The 16,639-nt window shown below is 65.0% G+C and carries 18 protein-coding genes; 14 read left to right on the top strand and 4 right to left on the bottom strand.

The genetic code is table 11. From position 1 onward, the window contains the following. Positions 1 to 255 precede the first annotated feature (255 nt). From ABIE56_RS04220 to ABIE56_RS04205, 4 genes are all read left to right on the top strand, one after another. Positions 256 to 750, top strand: a complete 495-nt coding sequence (locus ABIE56_RS04220) for a (2Fe-2S)-binding protein (protein ID WP_429242577.1) — start codon at positions 256 to 258, stop codon at positions 748 to 750. Next, the gene (locus tag ABIE56_RS04215; RefSeq protein ID WP_429242576.1) at positions 747 to 3,011 is read left to right on the top strand and encodes a molybdopterin cofactor-binding domain-containing protein; all 2,265 of its coding nucleotides are present in this window, start codon (positions 747 to 749) and stop codon (positions 3,009 to 3,011) included. The genes ABIE56_RS04220 and ABIE56_RS04215 overlap by 4 nt, the downstream gene beginning before the upstream one ends. Beyond that, positions 3,008 to 4,309, top strand: a complete 1,302-nt coding sequence (locus ABIE56_RS04210; protein WP_429242575.1) for a c-type cytochrome — start codon at positions 3,008 to 3,010, stop codon at positions 4,307 to 4,309. The genes ABIE56_RS04215 and ABIE56_RS04210 overlap by 4 nt, the downstream gene beginning before the upstream one ends. 92 nt (positions 4,310 to 4,401) lie before the next feature. Continuing rightward, entirely contained in the window at positions 4,402 to 4,986 is a 585-nt protein-coding gene (locus ABIE56_RS04205) for a TetR/AcrR family transcriptional regulator (protein WP_429242574.1), read from the top strand. Here ABIE56_RS04205 and ABIE56_RS04200 read toward each other — a convergent pair whose 3' ends face one another. Further along, positions 4,987 to 5,913: a patatin-like phospholipase family protein gene (locus ABIE56_RS04200; RefSeq protein WP_429242573.1), complete on the bottom strand. Its 927-nt coding sequence runs from the start codon at positions 5,911 to 5,913 to the stop codon at positions 4,987 to 4,989. A 22-nt stretch (positions 5,914 to 5,935) separates the two neighbouring features. Further along, positions 5,936 to 6,961, bottom strand: coding sequence for a class 1 fructose-bisphosphatase (locus ABIE56_RS04195; RefSeq protein WP_429242572.1), 1,026 nt, complete (start codon positions 6,959 to 6,961; stop codon positions 5,936 to 5,938). Positions 6,962 to 7,095: 134 nt separating this feature from the next. Between ABIE56_RS04195 and ABIE56_RS04190 the strand changes: the two genes are divergently transcribed. The 7 genes from ABIE56_RS04190 (at position 7,096) to ABIE56_RS04160 (ending at position 12,600) form a co-directional block, all read left to right on the top strand. After that, on the top strand, positions 7,096 to 7,281 hold the full coding sequence (locus ABIE56_RS04190) for a hypothetical protein (protein ID WP_429242571.1): 186 nt from the start codon (positions 7,096 to 7,098) through the stop codon (positions 7,279 to 7,281). Between the two features lie 115 nt (positions 7,282 to 7,396). Further along, entirely contained in the window at positions 7,397 to 8,035 is a 639-nt protein-coding gene (locus tag ABIE56_RS04185) for a glutathione S-transferase family protein (RefSeq protein ID WP_429242570.1), read from the top strand. 72 nt (positions 8,036 to 8,107) lie between these two features. Further along, positions 8,108 to 8,812 (top strand): helix-turn-helix transcriptional regulator, encoded by a 705-nt coding sequence (locus tag ABIE56_RS04180; RefSeq protein ID WP_429242569.1) that lies wholly within the window; start codon positions 8,108 to 8,110, stop codon positions 8,810 to 8,812. Between the two features lie 158 nt (positions 8,813 to 8,970). Then, positions 8,971 to 10,701 (top strand): DUF885 domain-containing protein, encoded by a 1,731-nt coding sequence (locus ABIE56_RS04175; protein WP_429242568.1) that lies wholly within the window; start codon positions 8,971 to 8,973, stop codon positions 10,699 to 10,701. 73 nt (positions 10,702 to 10,774) lie between these two features. Beyond that, on the top strand, positions 10,775 to 11,176 hold the full coding sequence (locus tag ABIE56_RS04170; RefSeq protein ID WP_429242567.1) for an MbcA/ParS/Xre antitoxin family protein: 402 nt from the start codon (positions 10,775 to 10,777) through the stop codon (positions 11,174 to 11,176). Then, positions 11,173 to 11,874: an RES family NAD+ phosphorylase gene (locus ABIE56_RS04165; protein ID WP_429242566.1), complete on the top strand. Its 702-nt coding sequence runs from the start codon at positions 11,173 to 11,175 to the stop codon at positions 11,872 to 11,874. The genes ABIE56_RS04170 and ABIE56_RS04165 overlap by 4 nt, the downstream gene beginning before the upstream one ends. 18 nt (positions 11,875 to 11,892) lie before the next feature. Continuing rightward, positions 11,893 to 12,600: an SGNH/GDSL hydrolase family protein gene (locus ABIE56_RS04160; RefSeq protein WP_429242565.1), complete on the top strand. Its 708-nt coding sequence runs from the start codon at positions 11,893 to 11,895 to the stop codon at positions 12,598 to 12,600. Positions 12,601 to 12,855: 255 nt separating this feature from the next. Here ABIE56_RS04160 and ABIE56_RS04155 read toward each other — a convergent pair whose 3' ends face one another. Both ABIE56_RS04155 and phhA read right to left on the bottom strand, forming a co-directional pair. Continuing rightward, positions 12,856 to 13,140 carry a hypothetical protein gene (locus tag ABIE56_RS04155; RefSeq protein WP_429242564.1) on the bottom strand — a complete coding sequence of 95 codons (285 nt, stop codon included), beginning with the start codon at positions 13,138 to 13,140 and terminating at the stop codon, positions 12,856 to 12,858. A 34-nt stretch (positions 13,141 to 13,174) separates the two neighbouring features. Next, complete coding sequence (phhA, locus tag ABIE56_RS04150; protein ID WP_429242563.1) at positions 13,175 to 14,062, bottom strand: phenylalanine 4-monooxygenase; 888 nt, start codon at positions 14,060 to 14,062, stop codon at positions 13,175 to 13,177. 138 nt (positions 14,063 to 14,200) lie between these two features. On the opposite strand from phhA, the gene ABIE56_RS04145 reads away from it, so the two are divergent. The 3 genes from ABIE56_RS04145 to ABIE56_RS04135 all read left to right on the top strand — a co-directional run bounded on the left by ABIE56_RS04145 (position 14,201) and on the right by ABIE56_RS04135 (position 16,619). Then, positions 14,201 to 14,683, top strand: coding sequence for an Lrp/AsnC family transcriptional regulator (locus ABIE56_RS04145; RefSeq protein WP_429242562.1), 483 nt, complete (start codon positions 14,201 to 14,203; stop codon positions 14,681 to 14,683). A gap of 137 nt (positions 14,684 to 14,820) precedes the next feature. After that, a complete protein-coding gene (locus ABIE56_RS04140; protein WP_429242561.1) occupies positions 14,821 to 15,621 on the top strand; it encodes a lysophospholipid acyltransferase family protein in 801 nt (266 codons plus the stop codon). Then, entirely contained in the window at positions 15,618 to 16,619 is a 1,002-nt protein-coding gene (locus tag ABIE56_RS04135; RefSeq protein WP_429242560.1) for a YheT family hydrolase, read from the top strand. Before ABIE56_RS04140 ends, ABIE56_RS04135 begins: the two co-directional genes overlap by 4 nt. Positions 16,620 to 16,639: the final 20 nt, after the last annotated feature.

The following is a 16,639-nucleotide window of genomic DNA, read 5'->3' as shown; positions in this document are numbered from 1 at the left end:
ATCGGGCGAAGTCCTAAAGGCCGCGTCCACCTGCACGTGAACCGATACAACTGAGGGAACCGGTGGTTTCGTTCGCGAAACGCACCACAAGGATGTGCAAGCGGCAAGGCGGATGATGCGGAACGATGAACATTCGCGATGTCGGCGAACCACCCGGATCAGCGTTCCGTTGCGCCCGGATCGGCGTAAGCTCTTTCCGACACGTACCCCAGCTCACGCCGCAGCCCCGCCTGTGGCCGCCAGGAGGAGTTGCGCATGATCGTGCTTCGTGTGAACGGGGAAGACCGGCAGGTGGACGTCCCGCCCGACATGCCCCTGCTGTGGGTACTGCGCGATATCGTTGGCTTGACCGGGACCAAGTTCGGCTGTGGCATCGCGCAGTGTGGCGCATGCACCGTCCACCTTGACGGCAAACCGGTCCGCTCCTGTCAGTTGGCTGTATCGGCGGTGGGCGACCGTGCCGTGACGACCATCGAAGGCATCGGGGCAACGCCCGAAGGCACGAAAGTGCAGCAGGCATGGCTGGCGCTCGATGTGGTGCAGTGTGGCTATTGCCAATCCGGCCAGATCATGTCGGCCGCCGCACTCCTCGCACGCACGCCCCATCCGAGCGATGCCGATATTGATGCCGCGATGTCGGGCAACATCTGCCGCTGTGGCACCTATGTGCGCATTCGCGAAGCGATCCACCAGGCCGCCACGGGGACGCCGGCCGGCCTGCAGGTCATCGTCGACGGGAGCCCGGCATGAGCGCGCGATGTGATCACGACGGTATCGATCCCGGTCGCCGCGCGGTGCTGAAAGGCGCGGGCATGGGCCTGGCCGTCGCTTTTCTCTGGACCGCGGGCATGGGGCCCGCCGTCGCCGGCATGTCCGCCAGGCGCCAGGATGCCGATAGCGCCGCTGCTGCCGCCGACGGGAATCCGCCTTTCGTACCCAATGCTTTCATACGCGTGGACGCTGACGGCAAGGTGCGCCTGGTCATGCCCACCGTGGAAATGGGCCAGGCCATTTACACCGGTATCGCCATGATGCTGGCGGAGGAACTCGGCGTTGGCCTGGACCAGGTCACGATCGAGCACTCGCCACCCAACGATGCATTGTATGGACAGGCCCTGCTCGGTGGCGGCCAGATCACGGGTGGCTCCACCAGCACACGCGGCCAATGGCAGGTATTGCGCGAGGCTGGTGCTGTCGCACGTGAGATGCTGATCGCCGCCGCGGCCGCGCAGTGGCATGTGGAGGCCGCCGCGTGCAGTGTGGCGCGAGGCGTGATCACCCACGCGCCCTCAGGCCGAACCCTTGGTTTTGGCGCCGTCGCCAATGCGGCGGGCAAGCTGCCGCAACCGGCTGGCGTCAAGCTGAAGGAGCGCAAGGATTTCACCCTGATTGGAAAGCCGCTGCGCCGCGTAGACTCACCCGACAAGGTGAATGGCGCCACCCTGTTCGGTATCGACGTCAACGTACCAGGGATGAAGTTCGCCGCGGTTCGCACCAGTCCTGAGTTGGCGGGTACGCTGGGCGCCGTCGATGAAACGGCGGCCCGCGCGATTCCCGGCGTGCTCGACATCATCAAGCTGGATAACGCTGTTGCCGTTGTCGGCAATAACTACTGGATCGCATCACGCGGGCTCGAGGCGCTGCAGATCACCTGGAAACCCGGTGTCAACGCCAACCTGGATACGCAGGGTCTGATCGATGCGCTGAAGCGTAGCTCGCAGCATGGTCCGGCGTTGGTGGGCCGCAAGCCGAAAGGCGATGCACCTGCGGGCGGCAAGCGGGTAGAAGCTGAGTTCATCACTCCCATGCTCGCTCATGCACCCATGGAGCCGCTCAATGCAACGGTGCACGTAACGCCAGGCAAGTGCGAAGTGTGGACCGGCACCCAGGTTCCCACGCGCGTCGTCGCCGAAGCCGCCCGCCTCTGCGGCATCCCGGCCGAAGCCGTGACGTTGCACAACCATTTCCTCGGCGGCGGCTTTGGCCGGCGGCTCGAGACAGACCAGGTGGAGCAGGCCGTCGCCTTCGCAAAACAGGTGGCCTACCCGCTCAAGGTGATCTGGAGCCGCGAAGAGGACATACGCCACGACCGCGTTCGCCCGCTGTACTTCGACCGCATCTCGGCCACGCTGGGCGACGGTGGCAAACCTGTTGGCTGGCACCACAGGATCACCAGCGGGACGGTGCTCGGCCGCTGGCTGCCCGGCGGCATGGGCAAGGATGGCATGGATAGCGATGCCATCGAATCCGCGGCCGACCTGCCCTATGTGATGGATAACGTGCTGGTGGAATGGGTGCGCCACGATATGCCGCCCGGCCTCGTGGTCGGCTGGTGGCGTGGCGTGGGCCCAACGCACAACCTGTGGGTCGTCGAAAGCTTCATCGATGAACTCGCGCATGCAGCCGGCAAGGATCCCGTCGCTTACCGCCGGGCGATCATGGCTCCCGGTTCGCGACCCCTCGGTGTGCTGGACCTCGTGGCATCGAAGATCGGCTGGGGAAGTGCGCTGCCCGCGCGTTGTGGGCGCGGCATTGCCGTCGGTTCCCCGTTCGGCAGCCATGTGTGCCTCGCAGTGGAGGTTGAAGTCACGCCACAGGGCATCGTAAAGCTACGGCGCGCCGTGGCGGCCATCGATAACGGCATCACCATCAACCCCAGTTCGGTGAAAGCGCAGATCGAAGGCGGTGTGCTGTTCGGCCTCAGCGCCGCGCTTTACAGCGGTATCACCCTCGAGCATGGGGCGATCCAGCAGAGCAACTTCCACGATTACCGCAACCTCCGCATCAACGAGACACCGCTGGTCGAGGTGCACCAGGTGCAGAGCGACGAAGCGCCGGGCGGCATCGGCGAAGTGGGCACGGCGATCACGGCACCTGCCCTGGCGAATGCCATCTTCGCAGCGACGGGCATTCGCCTGCACCAGATGCCCGTCGCCCACACCTCGCTGGCGCAACCCGATGCACTGAAGCAGGTTGCCGACACAGGTAACCGCGGGGAGGGCGTGGCATGAAACGCGTGCTGATTATCCTGCTGGTGCTTATCGTCGTCGGTGCGGCGGTGTTCTTGTGGCGTACACGTCCGGATACGGCCGATGGCACTGCTCCCGCCATCGTGGGCGCACCGTCTGGCGCCGACGCGGTGGCGCGTGGTGCCTACCTGGCGCGCGCGGCTGATTGCGTGGCGTGCCACACCGTGGCCGAGGGCGGTAAGCCATTCGCTGGCGGCGTCGCGTTCAAGCTACCTTTCGGCACCATCTATTCCTCCAATATCACCGCCGACCCGGAGACAGGCATCGGCACGTGGACCGACGACGAGTTCGTACGGGCGGTACGCGAAGGCATCCGCAACGACGGGAAGCACCTCTACCCCGCGTTCCCGTACACGTCGTACACCGAACTCAGCCGGGCCGACGTGCTGGCGATCAAGGCGTGGCTATTCACGCAGCCGAAAGTGCACCAGGAAAACCGGCCTAACGATCTTGGGTTCCCGTACAACCAGCGCTGGGCCATGGCGTTCTGGAATGCCGCGTTCTTCCGCAGTCACCGTTTCGAGCCGGATCCGGCCAGGCCGCCGGCGTGGAACGCCGGTGCGTATCTTGCCGGCGCCCTGGGCCATTGCGGCGAGTGCCACACGCCGCGCAACGTTGGCTTTGGTATGAAGCAAGGCGACGCATTGGCGGGCGAGGTGCTACAGGGCTGGCGTGCTTACAACATCACCTCTGACGGCGTGCACGGCGTCGGCCAGTGGTCCGATGACGCGCTGGCGCAGTACCTGCGTACCGGCCATGCCGATGGTCACGCGTCGGCCTCGGGCCCCATGGGTGAAGCCGTGGCGCATAGCCTGCAATTCCTTACGCCCGAAGATACGGCCGCGCTGGTGAGCTGGCTGCGAACGGTTCCCGCGCGCGAAGGCAAGGATCCGATCGTCGTCGATCCCAGGGCACAGGCGATGGTGGCCTCCAGCGAGGCAGCACCTGGCGCCGATGCCGGTGCCAACGCCATGGGCCTGCACCTGTTCGAAGGCGCGTGCGCGAGTTGTCACCAGTGGAACGGCGCCGGCCAGCAGACCCGCTATGCCAGCCTCGCAGGAACCCGCGGGGTGAATGACCCCAAGGGTGCCAACGTCACGCAGGCCATTCTGCAAGGCGTGAAGATGCGTATTGGCGAGAGCGACGTGTATATGCCTGCCTTCGGTCATGCGTATAGCGATGCGGAAGTGGCCGCCCTGGCGAACTACGTGATCGGCCATTTCGGCGGGAAGCAGGGCCAGGTCACGCCGGAGGAGGTCGCGCGCCGGCGCGCCATGTGAAAGAAGTCATCGGTCCTTGCGACATTTCAATGTGCAAGGATTAGCTACAATGCCCGCCGAGTGGGGCAAGCACTCGTGACAGGGCTACGGGCATGCGTTATGAGAAGGGCCATAAGGAGCTGACACGACAGCGGATTGTCGAAGCAGCGTCGGAGCGGTTTCGCGCCGACGGGATCGATGCGGTTGGCGTCGTCAGCCTGATGGGCGACGTGGGGCTGACCCAGGGCGGGTTCTATAACCATTTCCCCTCCAAGGAGGATCTGGTCCGTGAATGCGTCGCCAGTGGCGTGGCCGAGGCCACCCAGCGCATGGCCGATCGCGTGGCCACCTCCCGTGGCGAGCGTTACCGCGCACTGGTGAACGACTACCTGTCTGCCGACCACCGCGATAACCCGGCGAACGGCTGCGTCGCCGCATCGCTCGCGAGCGAGCTGGCGCGGCGTCCCGAGGAGACACGGGCCGTGTTCACCGAAGGCGTCGGCGGCATGCTGGAGCTGATCGCGTCCACATTGCCTGAATCAGTGCGTGGCAAGCGTCGGCGCACGCTGGCGACCGCCGTATTGGCCTCGATGGTGGGTTCGCTCGCGCTGGCGCGGGCGGTGGCCGATGGCGCCATGTCCGATGACATGCTCTCGGTGGGGCGCCAGTCCGCGCTGGCGCTCATCGAAGCCGGCTGATTACTTCGCTGGCACGGGCGGCTTGCCCATGGCAGCCGTCTTTTCCGCGATCTTCGCCTTGATCGCCGGCATGGCCGCAAGGGCGGCGCGCTCGCCTTCCAGGATGGCGATGTTCTTCTGGTCGAAATCCGTGGGGCCGATCTGGCCGACCTTCGGGCGGATCACGATATCGGCGCGGCCCAGTTCCTGTTCGGCGAGCTTACGGCCCATGATCGTAATGGACTGGCCCACGATGCCGACCATGTTGGCGGGGTTGGTGCCATCGGGCCGGGCGGAGATATCCACCGCGATCACGATATCCGCACCAAGCTGGCGCGCCGCGTCCACGGGGACCGGGCTCACCACGCCGCCATCGACGAAATGCTTGCCGTTGATCTCCACCGGCTCGAACACGCCCGGAATGCTGCTGGAAGCGCGCACGGCCTGGCCAGTATTGCCCCGCACGAAGATGGCACGGTCGCCTGTCTCCAGCACGGTGGCCACGGCGGCGAACGGCGTATGCAGCTTTTCGATCGGCTGCTGCTTCACCAGTTCGTTCACGTAATCCTGCAGCTTCTGGCCCTGGACCATACCGCCGGAGAAGAAGCGCACATCGCGGATCCGGCCTTCATCGAGCGAGAAGGCGGTTTCCTGCAGCTGGAAGGCATCCATGCCACTGGCGTAGAGCGCACCGACGACGCTGCCCGCACTGGTGCCCGAGACGACATCCACGTGGATGCCGCTGGCCTCCAGCATCTTGATGACGCCGATGTGCGCGAAGCCCTTCGCGGCACCGCCACCCAGGGCCAGGCCGATGCGTGGTTTGGCGGCCAGCACCGGCACCGCAGTGTCGGGGCGCTGGTCGGGCTTGGTGGCGCCGCCGCCAAAGCAGCCCGTGAGCAGGCAGGCCAGCAGGAGCGGGATCAGGCTAAGGCGGCGGGACATCATGTCGTCGGTATCTCGGGAGGGTTCAGCCGCGGGTCTGGTCGGCTTCGAGGTGGTAACGCGTGGCGATTTCGATCTCGTGCTTCGAGCCGAGGAACACCGGGACACGCTGGTGCAGGCCCGTGGGCTGGAGCTCCATGATCCGCTCGCGCCCCGTGGTGGCCGCGCCGCCGGCCTGTTCAATGATGAAGGCCATGGGGTTGGCCTCGTACATCAGGCGCAGCTTGCCGGTGCCGCCCTTGGCGGTGATTTTCGCGTCCAGTGGGTAAAAGAACACGCCACCCCGGGTAATGATGCGGTGGACATCGGCCACCATGGATGCCACCCAACGCATGTTGAAGTCACGGCCGCGCGGGCCCGTGGTGCCGGCCAGCAGTTCGCCAATGTAGCGCTGCATCGGGGCTTCCCAATGGCGCTGGTTGGACATATTGATGGCGAACTCGCCCGTTTCGGCGGGGATGGTGATGCCGCGCTTGGTCAGCACGAAGCTGCCGTGCTCGCGATCCAGGGTGAACTCGTGCACGCCATGGCCGAAGGTGAGCACCAGCAGCGTGCACGGGCCATACACCACGTAGCCCGCGGCGACCTGCGCCGTGCCCGGCTGGAGGAAGTCTTCGGTGGTGGGTTCGGTGACGCCATCGGGGCAGCGCAGCACCGAGAAGATGGTGCCCACCGACACGTTCACGTCGATGTTCGAGGAGCCATCCAGCGGATCGAACAGGAGCAGGTGGTGGCCCTTGGGATACGCATCGGGGATCGGCTGCGGGTCTTCCATCTCTTCGGAGGCGCACGCGGCCAGGTGGCCACCCCAGGCGTTGGCCTCGAGCAGGATCTCGTTGGAGATCACATCCAGCTTTTTCTGCGCCTCGCCCTGCACGTTATCCGAGCCGGCGTTACCCAGCACGCCACCAAGGGCGCCCTTGCCGGTGGCCACGGAGATGCGCTTGCAGGCGCGCGCCACCACTTCGATCAGCAGGCTCAGCTCGCTGTAAACGTGGCCAGCTCGCTTCTCTTCGATCAGGAACTGGATCAATGAAATCGGTTTCGTCATCACAAGGGCCCGGGCGCGAAAGTACGCATTGTCCGGGTGCTGCGTGAATGGCGCCAGAGGGGGCTGCTGACAGTACGTTGTCAGCAGCCCCCGCGCAGACTCTCCCCTACCGAAGCACTGGGGAGTGCGCAGCCATGAACCGCTTTCTCGAACGTATTGCCGAGCTATACGCCCCGGTTGGCCAGCGCGGGCTGCTGATGGATGGCCAGTACCGCTTCGCACCGGATCGCCCGGGTGGCAAGGCCGCGCCGGCCGCTCGTCAGCCCGCCACAGCTCGCCGGAGCACCTGGCGCCCAGGTCGCTACCTGACATCGAAATGAACCTGTAGGAGCGGGGGGGGGGGGGGGGGGGGGCCCCCCCCCCCCCCCCCCCCCCCCCCCCCCCCCCCCCCCGCTCCTACATACCGCAGGCAACTTTGAGACACGAGGGAAGGGAATGAATACCAGCCGCATCGTTTTCCACCACGGCCCGCAGAGCCGCTCGACCAGCACGCTCATGCTGCTGGAAGAGCTGGGGGCTCAGTACGACATGCATGTGCTCAACCTCGCCGCCGGTGAACAGCGCCAGGCCGGGTACCTCAAGGTGAACCCCATGGGAAAGGTGCCGGCCATTTCGCACCACGGGCAGCTGGTGACCGAGCGCCCGGCCATCTTCAATTACCTGGCCGACCTGTTCCCGCAGGCGGGGCTGGCGCCTGGCCTGGGCGATCCGCTGCGCGGGCCCTATCTGCGCTGGCTGGCGTTCTACGGTTCGTGCTTCGAGCCGGCCGTGCTGGACAAGTACATGAACAATGCGGTGCCGCCGGCCGGCACGTGCCCCTATGGCGATCACGACACGGTGCTTGGGCTTGTCGAGGCCCAGCTGCAGGTAGGGCCGTGGCTGCTTGGTGATCGCTTCACCGCCGCGGACATCCTGTGGGCCAATGCTCTCGACTACACGATGTCTTTCGGGCTGGTGGCGCGACGCCCTGTGTTCGAGGCCTACGTGGCCCGCCTGAAAGTACGCCCGGCCATCATCCGGGCGGCCGTGCAGGACGAGGCGCTGGCCCGCGCCCAGCAGCGGGCGGCGGCCTGAGGCCGGGGACATGGGCCGGCGCCGTGACTTCCATCGCTTCCCGCGCGCCGCGCGGAAAGCGATGATGGGCCCATGCGCCGCGCCGATCGCCTGTTCCTCATCATCAACGCCCTGCGCGGGCGGCGTACGGCGCTGCCCGCGCGGCAGCTGGCCGAAACCCTGGAGGTCTCGCTACGCACGGTTTACCGCGACGTGGCCGATTTGCAGCTCTCCGGCGTCCCCATCGAAGGCGAAGCCGGGGTTGGCTATCTGCTGCGCAAGGGCTCGGATATCCCTCCGCTGATGTTTTCGGCCGACGAACTGGAAGCCCTTGTTGCCGGTACGCGATTTGTACGTGCCTTTGCCGGCGAACGCCTGGCCCGCCAGGCCCAGGCGGCGCTGATCAAGATCGAGGCCGTGTTGCCGCCGGATCTGCGCGAACGCGCGGCGCAATCGAAGATCTTCGCGCCGATCTGGCGTGACCCGGAGCAGAACCGGATCGCGCAGTTGCTTGATCGGTTGCACGAAGCGGTGCTGCAGCGGCACGTGCTCTGCCTGGAGTACCGCGATGCACAGGGCCGTGCCAGTACCCGCGAGGTGGAGCCGCTGTGCTTGTCCTTCTGGGGCGGTGCATGGACCCTGACGGCGTGGTGCCGGCACCGCGACGACTTCCGCAACTTCCGCCCCGATCGCATCGAAACCCTGCGCGAATCCGGCGAGACGTTCAAGGATGTGCCAGGCCGTGACCTGAAAACCTTCCTTGAAACCATCCGCGGATACTACGGCGGCCTGGAATAAGAACCGCCCCCCTGTAGGTGCGCGCTTGCGCGCGAAAAGCCAACGAAGCGGCGATGCCATGCCCCCATCGCGCGCAAGCGCACTCCTACAAACGGCAGGGGTCATCGCTTCGCCAGCATGCGATCATCAGGCCTTTCCACGTCCCCATTGGAAGCCGCATGACCCCCTGGATCCGCGCCATCGCCTTCGCCGGCCTCTTCGCCGGTGCCGCCCACGCCAGCCAGCAGGCCGATGACGCCTTCAAGTCCATTTACGAGAAGGAATGGTCGTGGCGTAACGGGCAGGCCGGCATCCTCACCTCGGGCGAGGCACAGCCGGGCGATGGCCGGCTGGATACGGTCGATGCGGCGAGCCAGGCCAAGCGCCTGGCCTACTGGAACGACGTGCTGGCGCAGCTGGACCGTATCGACAAGAACCAACTGAGTGACGAAGCGCGCATCGATTTCGAGGTATACCGCGAGCAGGTCTACAACCTGGCCGCCGCCCAGCGCTTCGGCCAGTGGCAGATGCCGTTCAACAGCGATTCGGCGTTCTGGTCCGATGTGAGCTACGTGATGCATGGCGATGACCTGCGCACGCGCGATGACTACAACGCCTACGTGGCGCGCCTGAAGCAGATCCCCGGCTGGATGGACCAGGAAATCGCGAACATGCGCCTGGGCCTGGCCCGCGGCTTTACCGTACCGCGCGCAGTGCTGGATGGCCGCGACGTCTCCATCGCGGCCGTCGCGGAACTGAAGAACCCCGAAGACAGTGCGCTGTACGAACCGTTCAAGCACATGCCCGCCACGCTGCCGGCGAGGGACGCCGATGCCCTGCGTGCGCAGGCCCGCGATGCGATCGCGAAGGGCGTGATTCCCGCCTACGGCAAGCTGCTCACTTTCTTCCGCAAGGAATACCTGCCCAAGGCGCGGCCGACGCTGGCTGCCGAAGCGATGCCGGATGGCAAGGCGTATTACCTGCAACAGATCCGCGAATACACGACGCTGGACCTCACGCCCGACCAGATCCACGCCATTGGCCTGCGCGAGGTGGCGAGCATCCACGAGCGCATGCTCGAGGTGATGAAGGAAACCGACTTCAAGGGCGATTTTCCGGCGTTCCTGCACTTCCTGCGCACCGATCCGCAGTTCTATGCGAAGACGCCCGACGAGCTGCTGATGCGTACCGCGTGGGTGGCCAAGCAGGTGGATGGCGACCTGTCGAAGTACTTTGGGCTGTTGCCGCGCCAGCGCTTTGCGATCAAGCCGGTGCCGGCGGATATCGCCCCGTACTACACCTCCGGTCGCGGTGGCGCGGATGTGTACCTGGTGAATACCTATGACTTGCCGTCGCGCCCGCTGTTCAACATGCCCGCGCTCACCTTGCATGAATCCATGCCGGGCCATGCGCTGCAGCTAGCGCTCTCCGCCGAGCAGCAGGGCCTGCCCGCCTTCCGCCGCGATGGCTACATCTCCGCCTACGGCGAAGGCTGGGCACTGTACTCGGAGTACCTGGGCGAAGAGATGGGCATTTACCACACGCCCTATGAGCGCTTCGGTTACCTCACTTATCAGATGTGGCGTGCTTGCCGCCTGGTGGTCGATACCGGCATCCATCACCTGGGCTGGACCCGCCAGCAGGCGATCGATTACCTGACCGAGAACACGGCGCTTAGCCAGCGCGAAATCGTGAACGAGGTGGACCGCTACATCAGCTGGCCCGGCCAGGCCCTGTCGTACGAGCTGGGTTACCTGAAGATCCGCGAGCTACGTGAGCGAGCGGAAAAGCAACTGGGCGAGAAATTCGACCTGCGCGCCTTCCACGACATGGTGCTGGCGATGGGCAGCGTGCCCATGCCGGTGCTGGAGAAGCACGTGGATGCGTGGATTGCCGCACGGAAGGGCTAAACCTCGCACGCTCCTACACCAAGAACTCCACGAATGTAGTACACTGCATCTCAACTCCACAGGTGAAGTTGAGATGCGTCCAGCCATCCGAACCGAACCGACCCCTGGCGGCGACCTTGGCGGGCCAGCCCTCCGGGCGTTTTTCAGCCTGGCCGATCACTGGAAGCTGAAGGGTGCCGAGCAGCGCACGCTGCTGGGCGACCCGCCCGAGTCCACCTACTTCAAGTGGAAGAAACAGCAGGAAGGCTCGCCTTCGCGCGATGTCATCGAGCGGATCAGCTACCTGCTCGGAATCTGGAAAGACTTGCAGATCCTCTTCCCCGATCCTTCCCAGGCCGATGCCTGGGTGCGCAAGCCCAATGACGCCGCGCTGTTCGGTGGCCGTTCGGCGCTGGATCGCATGCTCTCCGGCAACGTCGCCGACCTCTACGTCGTCCGCCAGTACCTGGACGCCCAGCGCGGCTGGAACGGATGAGCGCCGCGCCACCGCTCCGCCGCATCCGCTGGAGCCACGCGTACCGCATTGTTTCCAGCCGCTTCCCGCCCGTCGGCCTGTTCGATCGCATCGCCGATCCGAAAGATATCGACGCGGTGATGCAGATCGAATCGCTGACCAACCCCCGCCTGCGCGATGAAATAGGCGCGCTCAGCCTCGTCCCGCCAGAACGTCGCATCGCCGGCCCCGGCACGAGCCCGGTCATGGCCGCCTTCGCCCATATCTCACCCGATGGCAGCCGTTTCTCCGATGGGCATTGGGGTGTGTTTTACGCGGCGCATACGGTTGCCACCGCCATCGAGGAAACGGTGTTCCACCGCGAGGCCTTCATGGCCGCCACGAAAGAACCGCCCACCGATGTACAGGTGCGCTGCTATCGCACGTCCATCGCGGGTCGCTTCCACGACATCCGCGGCGGATGGCCGGCCGAACACGATCCGGATTCCTACGCGGCCAGCGTCAAGCTTGCCCGGGAACTGCGCGACGCCGGCTCCAACGGCATCGTGTACGACAGTGCGCGCCATGCGGGTGGTGAATGCGTTGCCGCCTTTTATCCGGATGTCGTCGCCCCGTGCACACAGGCAGAACACTTCATTTACCGGTGGAACGGTTCGCGCATCGAGGCGGTGCTGAAGGTGACGCCAGTGGAGCGCCAGGGTTTGTCCCGCGAACCCTAATCGGGTTACGGTCGGGGCATGAAACGCCTGACGATCCTCCTCACCCTGCTGTTCCTCGCCTTCGGCGCCGCCGCCAAGGAAAATGACCACGCTAAGTGGGAACCCGATATCCAGGCCTTCGAGGCATCGGACAAGGCCGCACCGCCGCCGCAGCATGCGGTGCTCTTCATCGGTAGTTCGTCCATCCGCTTCTGGAAGACGCTCGATACCGATTTCCCTGGTTACAAAGTGATCAATCGCGGCTTTGGTGGCTCCGACCTGGATGACAGCACGGCGTTCGCCGATCGCATCGTCAGGCCATACCATCCGGCCGCCATTGTGGTGTATGCCGGCGACAACGACCTGCAGAACGGCGATACCCCGGAACAGGTGCGCGACGACTTCACGGCGTTCGTGGCGAAAGTGCGTTCCTACGATCCGCAAGTTCCCATCGCTTTCATTTCGATCAAGCCCAGCATTGCCCGCGTCAACCTGCTGCCGCAGATCGATCTCGCGAACCAGCTCGTGCGCGACCAGGCCATGAAGGAAAAGGGCGTGGCATTCCTGGATGTCGCCCCAGCCATGGTCGACGCAAACGGCCAGCCGAAGGCCGACCTCTTCATCGAGGATGGCCTGCATATGAACCCGAAGGGCTACGCGCTGTGGGTGGCGCAGGTGAAGCCATGGCTCGCCGACCACGCGATGGCGGCCCAAGTTAAACAGAGCCCAAACGAAGCCACGAAGTAGTACGGGAACTTCACGGCTCCGGCCTTATCTAAGTATTCGATCGCCGAGAGGCGACCTGTTGGCAAACGGTGGTTTTCGAACCGCACGATTGTCCCGGGTCCCGCTATTTCCCCTGATAGCCTGGACCCGACGCGACCCCGGCAGCTCCTCCCCTGGCTGCCGGGGTTTTATTTTTCCTGGGTTTTTTGTCTGACAAAAAAATAACGGGCCGGCTTTCGCCGACCCGTCGTCGCTTGCTCCATGTTCCGAACGGCTTTAGCTATCGCGCATGCGCCCCGCATAGGGCCGGATGGACGTGTCGAATGCACGCCACACGCCGTCATTGCCTTCGATGTTCAACACGATATCCGACAGTGCATTGCGTGCCTCGAGGCGCTTTGCCTCGTTGAGGGCGCACTCAAGCGCATCATCACGCGAGCAGAACTCGCCATATTCGGCTTCGTTCTTCTGCAGCAGCCAGAGGCCCGGCCCGACCGACTCAAACGGAATATCGAAGACAACCACGATGGACCCACCCTGTTCGACCTTGGATGGTTCCATCGTAGGGGGCGGTTCGTTAGGCCGCCGTTGAGTTTCAGTTGTCTTCGCCGGAAGCGAAGCCCTCACGGGTACCGCGCTGGAACACCTTGTCCGTTTCCAGCACGGCGGCGGCCGCCACGGCAGAGCCGTGCGAGAGCTTTTCGTAGATCGGGGTAAAGTCCGGCCGGGTGGCATCGAACAGCTGGTCAAAGCTATCGATCACAAAGTAGGTCTGCTGGTACGTATCGATCCGGTACTTGGTGTTCATCACCCGCTCCAGGCCGAACCCGATGCGGTTGGGGGCTTTGGAATCAATGGAGTAGATGGATTCGCCCTTGGAGCTGACGATGCCCGCGCCGTAGATGCGCATGCCCTCGGCCGTGTTGATCAGGCCGAATTCCACCGTGTACCAGTACAGGCGCGTGAGGTTCATCAGCGCTTCCGGCCCGATGGCGTGTGCCTTCATGCCGCCCTTGCCATAGGCCTGCATGTAATCGGCGAACACCGGGTTCAGCAGGAGCGGCACGTGGCCGAACAGGTCGTGGAACAGATCCGGCTCGGACAGGTAATCCAGCTGATCCGGGCGGCGGATCCACCAGCTCACGGGGAAGCGGCGATTGGCCAGGTGGTCGAAGAACACCTCATCCGGCAGCAGGCCTTCCACGGCCACGATCTGCCAGCCGGTAGCCTCGGCAAGTACCTTGTTCAGGTCGTCAAAGCGGGGGATACCGCCCTCGCCAAAGCCAAACCGCTCGACACCTTCCAGGAACTCCTTGCAGGCGTAGGCCGGCAGCAATTCGCGCTGGCGCTTGTACAGGGTGTCCCAGACCTCGTGGTCGGTCTTCGAATAATTGGCCCACGGCTGCTCCACGATGCCGGTCGCGTAGACGGGCACGTATCCGCGGTCGGTCTGTTGGTGTTCGACGCGACGGGGGGTGTCCATGGCGGGCCTCCTTGGGGCTGTTGCAGTGGGTAAGACAACAGCTTACGGCCAATCCGGCGCAAGAGGCTTGTGTTGTTGCACGGTGCGGCGTTAAGTGTGCAATCATCTTGCGTACTGGATCGATCTGGCGACATTTCCATGCAAGGCAACCTCGACCGTACCGACCTGCGCATCCTGGCCACGCTCCAGGCCAACGGCCGCATCAGCAATGCCGAGTTGGCCACCGAGGTGAACCTTTCGCCCTCCGCGTGCCTGCGCCGTGTGCAAAAGCTGGAGGCCGATGGGGTGATCGCCGGATACGGTGCCCGGCTGGAGCCGCGGGCGATCGGCCTGGGCCTGCAGGCATTTGTTCGCGTCCAGCTCTCCCGGCACGAGAGCGAGGCCGTGGCCGCCTTTTCCGCCACGGTGGCCGACTGGGACGAAGTCGTGGCGTGTCACGCGCTGACCGGGGACATGGATTACCTGCTCCAGGTGTACGTGGCCGACCTGGACGGCTTCTCGGCCTTCCTGCTCGATCGCCTGCTCAATGCGGCCGGGGTGGCCGACGTGAACACCAGCTTCGTCCTGCGCACCGTCAAGGCCAGCACAGCCCTGCCCCTGGCCAACGCAAGGCCCCTGTAGGAGCGCGCTTGCGCGCGATAGGTACTCGCCAGGACCCCGATCGCGCGCAAGCGCGCTCCTACAAATACACGTCATTTAAGAAGAAATTAAGATCGCTCTAGCGGCGGCGTCGCCGCGTCGTTAATCTTGTGCGCTCCATGGAAGCTGCCACCGCCAATCCCGCCCCACGCGACCGCATGCGCCCGTTGCGCTACCTGTGGCGCGTGCCGCTGGTTATCGCGCACATCGTTTTTGCGATTTTCATCTGCGCATTCATCCTGAGCTGGTCCACGGCCGTGATGAAAAACGGCCGGGAGCCGCTGGCGCACCGGGCCATCCGCCTGTGGTCGACGTGGTTGCTGCGGATATTCGGCTTTAGCGTCTACCGCAAAGGTACGCCGCTGCCCGATGCCGTGCTGTTCGTGGCCAACCACACCTCGTGGCTGGATATCGTGCTGCTCCATTCCCAGCGCGCCGCCTGCTTTGTCGCCAAGGCCGAGATCGCCCGCTGGCCGCTGGTCGGCTGGATGGCTGCGAAGGGCGGTACCATTTTCCACCGCCGCGGCAACAACCACTCGTTGGCTTCCGTCATGGCGGTCATGGTCGAGCGCCTTAAGGCGGGCCGCTCGGTCGCGGTGTTTCCCGAAGGCGGCACGGGCCACAACGGCGTGCTCCGTGTGTTCCACGCGCGTATCTTCCAGGCCGCGCTCGATGCCGATGTTCCGGTCCAGCCCGTCGCCCTGCGCTTTGCCAGGCATGGCCGGCGGGTGATCGATGCCGGGTTCCGCGAGCACGAAAGCTTCGTGGGCAACATCGTGCGGTTGCTCGGTGGCCCGCCGCTGGATGTGGAAGTGCACTTTCTCGAACCCGTGGCCGTGTCCGCCGACGGCCGTCGGCGCATGGCCGAGACGGCCCGCGAGCGCATCGCGCTGGCGCTGGATACCGATACGCCGGCATGAGCCTGCCAACGGGCGCCGATTTCCACCCGCCGTGGCCGCTGCGCAGCGGCCATATCCAGACCATGCTCTCGTCCAGCGGCATCCGCCGGTGGCTGCTGCCCAAGCGCGCGCACCAGGTCCAGGAAGAAGCCCGCGAGGTGCTGGTGGATGTGGGCCACGGCGACCGCCTGAGCGGGCGCTACACCGCCCAGGCCACCGGCCGCGAGTCGCGGGGCCTGGCCATCCTGTTCCACGGCTGGGAAGGCAGCGTCGATTCGACCTACGTGCTGCAGACCGGCAGCCGCCTGCTCAAGGATGGCTGGGACATCTTTCGCCTGAACTTCCGCGACCACGGCGACAGCCATGGCCTGAATGAAGCGCTGTTCCATTCGTGCCGCATCGACGAAGTGGTCGTGGCGCTGGGCGAAATCTGCCGCATGTTCCCGGCGAAGGCCGTGGGCCTGGCGGGGTTCTCGCTCGGCGGCAACTTCGCCCTGCGCGCCGCCATGCTGGCCACCCGCGAGGCGGTGCCGCTGGATTACGTGCTGGCCGTGTGCCCGATCATCGATCCGGCCGAAGGCCTGTTCTCGCTGGAAAGCGATGCGCCGTGGATCTACCAGGCGTACTTCATGCGCAAGTGGCGCCGCTCGTTGCGCCAGAAGCAGCAGGCGTTCCCGCAACAGACCTATTTCGAGCTGGATGAGCTCAACCAGAACATGCGCGACCTGACGCGCTCGCTGGTACTGCGCCATACCGACTTCGGATCGCTTGAAGGTTACCTGGATGGCTATTCCGTCGCCGGTGATCGGCTGAAGGGGCTGCATATCCCCGCCACCATCCTTACCTCGCGGGATGATCCGGTCATCCCGGTCGCGGCGTTCGATCAACTCGACCTGCCGGCCAATGTCGAGCTTGATATTGCGAACTACGGCGGCCATTGCGGTTTCATCCGTGATTTCGGCATGACCAGCTTCACCGACGATTACATCGCCGCCCGCTTCGACGCCATCGCCCGCTGACCTTGCCTTCGCATCGGCGG

It is taken from the genome of Luteibacter sp. 621 (assembly GCF_050435445.1).
Classification (GTDB): Bacteria; Pseudomonadota; Gammaproteobacteria; order Xanthomonadales; family Rhodanobacteraceae; genus Luteibacter.
This window is presented reverse-complemented; position numbering and strand designations above follow the sequence as displayed.

Excerpts from the sequence above, each read along its gene's own strand:
- ABIE56_RS04220 (WP_429242577.1), top strand. The coding sequence starts at position 256 with ATGATCGTGCTTCGTGTGAACGGGGAAGACCGGCAGGTGGACGTCCCG.
- ABIE56_RS04215 (WP_429242576.1), top strand. The coding sequence starts at position 747 with ATGAGCGCGCGATGTGATCACGACGGTATCGATCCCGGTCGCCGCGCG.
- ABIE56_RS04210 (WP_429242575.1), top strand. The coding sequence starts at position 3,008 with ATGAAACGCGTGCTGATTATCCTGCTGGTGCTTATCGTCGTCGGTGCG.
- ABIE56_RS04205 (WP_429242574.1), top strand. The coding sequence starts at position 4,402 with ATGCGTTATGAGAAGGGCCATAAGGAGCTGACACGACAGCGGATTGTC.
- ABIE56_RS04200 (WP_429242573.1), bottom strand. The coding sequence starts at position 5,913 with ATGATGTCCCGCCGCCTTAGCCTGATCCCGCTCCTGCTGGCCTGCCTG.
- ABIE56_RS04195 (WP_429242572.1), bottom strand. The coding sequence starts at position 6,961 with ATGACGAAACCGATTTCATTGATCCAGTTCCTGATCGAAGAGAAGCGA.
- ABIE56_RS04190 (WP_429242571.1), top strand. The coding sequence starts at position 7,096 with ATGAACCGCTTTCTCGAACGTATTGCCGAGCTATACGCCCCGGTTGGC.
- ABIE56_RS04185 (WP_429242570.1), top strand. The coding sequence starts at position 7,397 with ATGAATACCAGCCGCATCGTTTTCCACCACGGCCCGCAGAGCCGCTCG.
- ABIE56_RS04180 (WP_429242569.1), top strand. The coding sequence starts at position 8,108 with ATGCGCCGCGCCGATCGCCTGTTCCTCATCATCAACGCCCTGCGCGGG.
- ABIE56_RS04175 (WP_429242568.1), top strand. The coding sequence starts at position 8,971 with ATGACCCCCTGGATCCGCGCCATCGCCTTCGCCGGCCTCTTCGCCGGT.
- ABIE56_RS04170 (WP_429242567.1), top strand. The coding sequence starts at position 10,775 with ATGCGTCCAGCCATCCGAACCGAACCGACCCCTGGCGGCGACCTTGGC.
- ABIE56_RS04165 (WP_429242566.1), top strand. The coding sequence starts at position 11,173 with ATGAGCGCCGCGCCACCGCTCCGCCGCATCCGCTGGAGCCACGCGTAC.
- ABIE56_RS04160 (WP_429242565.1), top strand. The coding sequence starts at position 11,893 with ATGAAACGCCTGACGATCCTCCTCACCCTGCTGTTCCTCGCCTTCGGC.
- ABIE56_RS04155 (WP_429242564.1), bottom strand. The coding sequence starts at position 13,140 with ATGGAACCATCCAAGGTCGAACAGGGTGGGTCCATCGTGGTTGTCTTC.
- phhA (WP_429242563.1), bottom strand. The coding sequence starts at position 14,062 with ATGGACACCCCCCGTCGCGTCGAACACCAACAGACCGACCGCGGATAC.
- ABIE56_RS04145 (WP_429242562.1), top strand. The coding sequence starts at position 14,201 with ATGCAAGGCAACCTCGACCGTACCGACCTGCGCATCCTGGCCACGCTC.
- ABIE56_RS04140 (WP_429242561.1), top strand. The coding sequence starts at position 14,821 with ATGGAAGCTGCCACCGCCAATCCCGCCCCACGCGACCGCATGCGCCCG.
- ABIE56_RS04135 (WP_429242560.1), top strand. The coding sequence starts at position 15,618 with ATGAGCCTGCCAACGGGCGCCGATTTCCACCCGCCGTGGCCGCTGCGC.